Source organism: Henriciella sp. (assembly GCF_049649345.1).
In the GTDB taxonomy this organism is placed as follows: Bacteria; Pseudomonadota; Alphaproteobacteria; order Caulobacterales; family Hyphomonadaceae; genus Henriciella.
The window spans coordinates 1-2602 of record NZ_JBARZC010000500.1 but is presented as its reverse complement, the minus strand read 5'-3'; the positions used below and the strand labels follow the sequence as shown (position 1 = coordinate 2602).

Genomic DNA, 2602 nt, shown 5'->3' with positions numbered 1-2602 from the left:
TGACAGGCCCGGCGCAGGTGCTCTCGCGGCTTGGTAATGTCACGCTCGATCTTGTCTGGAAGACGCGCGAGCCCGTGGCGACCGATTCCGGCTTCGCGCTTCTGCCGACAAAGACGTTCGACGAGGCCGCGTACGCCGATATCCTCTGCGTGCCCGGCGGGTTCGGCACCGTCGATGTGATGCAGGATGCGGCGGCGCTCGACTGGGTGCGCAGGATCGGCGCCAGCGCAGACTGGGTGACCAGCGTCTGTACCGGCGCGCTGGTGCTCGGTGCCGCGGGCCTGCTCAAGGGCTATGAAGCCACCACCCACTGGGCCTCGCACGAGCAGCTTGCATTCTTCGGGGCGACCCCGGTGAAACAGCGTGTCGTGCTCGACAGGAACCGGCTGACGGGTGGCGGCGTGACGTCCGGGATTGATTTCGCGCTTGCGCTGGCCGCCCGGATCCGGGGTGAGGCGCACGCGAAATTTATCCAGCTCTCCATCGAATATGACCCGCATCCGCCCTTCGATAGCGGCACGCCTGACACGGCCGATGCCGAAACGCTCGAGCGCTACTGGGCGCTGGTGAACAAGGCCGCACCGGGGCGGGTCGAGACTGTGAAATCGATTGCGGAGGGGCTGGGCTTCCGGAAATCCTAGGAGCCAGCAGGTCGATGGGGACTAGCCCGTCTTCTGCAGCGCCTTCCACGTGAAGGTGGAGCGGACGGTCGGTTCGGCGTCGCTCGTTTTGACGAGGCCTTCCTCGACCAGTTTCAGCATGTGTCCGAGGACAGACATGGCGGCGGCCGGGTGCAGGCGTTTGTCGACATCGGCATACATCACCTCGACCATGCGCTTGATGTCGGTTTCGCCGGATTTCAGGTGTTTGATGATCGCCGCTTCGCGGTCGAGCCTATGCTGGCGATAGGCCCCGATGAAGCCATGCACATCCTCGCGCACCGGTGATCCATGCGTCGGCCAGAGAATGTCGAAATTGCGGGCTTCGATCTTGTCGAGCGAGGCCATGTAGTCGCTCATATTGCCATCCGGCGGCGCGACGATCGTCGTCGACCAGCCCATGATGTGGTCCCCGCTGAGGCAGGCATTTTCTTCGCGCAGGCCAAAGCAGAGATGATTGCAGGTATGGCCCGGCGTCTCGATCACGTCGAGCGTCCAGCCGGGGCCCGATATGACGTCGCCATCGCCGATCAGCACATCCGGCTCGAAGCCGAGATCATCGGCAGAGCCAAGCTCGCCCTTGGCGGTCGGCACGCCGCAATTCTTTGCGTAGGTCTTGCAGCCGGCCCAGTCTGCGAGGGGCTGGGCGAGCGGGGAGTGGTCTGAGTGGCCATGCGTGACGAGGACGTGGGTCACGGTCTCGCCCTTGAGGGCTGATTTCAGCGCCTCGAAATGCTCCTCATCCATGGGGCCGGGATCGATCACGGCGACCTCGTCCTTGCCGATGATGTAAACACCGGTTCCGACAAAGGTGAACGGCCCCGGATTGTTCGCAATCACGCGGCGGATAAGGGGGGAGACCTGCTCGACTTTTCCGTATTCGAAGTCGATCGTCTTAATGTACGGAATGCCCATGGGAGGACCTCTTCGGCAGTTTCTGTGTCCGCCTTTATCTAACGTCAGGCGATTCTAGACTGACCGCTTCGTTGTAAATGCGTTGACGAAGGCGCGCGCCATGCGGCGGGTCGATTTCAGCTTGTGACCAAGCTTCAACGCCACGGGCGGGCCCATATCCGTCTTGTTCGCATCAACAATATAGATTCGGCCTGTTGAGCGGTCGCGTAACACATCGACTCCGCCCCAATCCAGACCGATTTCTGCTGCGAAGCCTTTTATCACAGCAATTTCATCAGCCGTGTAGCATTTGCGAGGCTCGTCGAGCAAAACCTGGGCATTCTCATTGAGAAAGCGGCGGGTGAGGTCGCGGCGCTTGCGGAAGACGACAGCCGGTTCGCCGCCCACAATGCAGCATCTGAGATCCTCGACCAGGCCGCCATCGATCTCATTGTCGATCAGGCGCTGATAGGTCTTGCCTTCGACTGGCTCCAGAGGGCCTTCGATGATGCGGCCATCATGGCAGGCATTCTTTTCGGACTTCTCGACCATCGGGCCTTCATAGACGCGGGGGTCGACTTTGAGGCTGTAGCCCGAAGCCACTTCAAAGGCTTCGGCGACGTTGGATTTGGAGATGTCGGTGCACTCGAAATTGACGAGTTTGGCGCCGGGTTTTGTCACAGGGACAGAATGGTCGGCATGGGTGGAATCATCAAACTGGAAGACGATGTCGGCGCTCGAGACATCCGAGATGAGCTTTGCGCCCGAAGCGTGCATGACAGGCCAGATGAAGTACCAGGGGCGCGGCTTGTCGGGATGGAAGGCGATGGTCGGGCGCTTGTGGCCGGTGATGCGGCGCCATGTGCGCCAGGATTGGGCGAGGGTATAGAAGGTGAGCCAGGTGAAAACGTCGTTCGCAAGCTGACGATTCGCCGGCACGCGGTGGCCGGTCTTTTTTACGAGCCATGCGCCGTCTTCATATTTGAAGTCTGTCAGCCAGTTACGCGACATCGGTTTACTCCCTCATGCCCCCTCAGGCAGGTGGCCCG

At 61.2% G+C, this 2602-nt stretch carries 3 protein-coding genes; 1 reads left to right on the top strand and 2 read right to left on the bottom strand.

What is annotated here, in order from left to right; genetic code table 11:
• Positions 1-641, top strand: a 641-nt coding sequence (locus WA989_RS13905) for a DJ-1/PfpI family protein (protein WP_424341087.1), incomplete at its 5' end; no start/stop codon positions are given.
• 21 nt (positions 642-662) lie between these two features.
• Here WA989_RS13905 and WA989_RS13900 read toward each other — a convergent pair.
• Complete coding sequence (locus WA989_RS13900; protein WP_424341086.1) at positions 663-1574, bottom strand: MBL fold metallo-hydrolase; 912 nt, start codon at positions 1572-1574, stop codon at positions 663-665.
• A 54-nt stretch (positions 1575-1628) separates the two neighbouring features.
• Positions 1629-2564: a hypothetical protein gene (locus WA989_RS13895; RefSeq protein ID WP_424341085.1), complete on the bottom strand. Its 936-nt coding sequence runs from the start codon at positions 2562-2564 to the stop codon at positions 1629-1631.
• Positions 2565-2602: the final 38 nt, after the last annotated feature.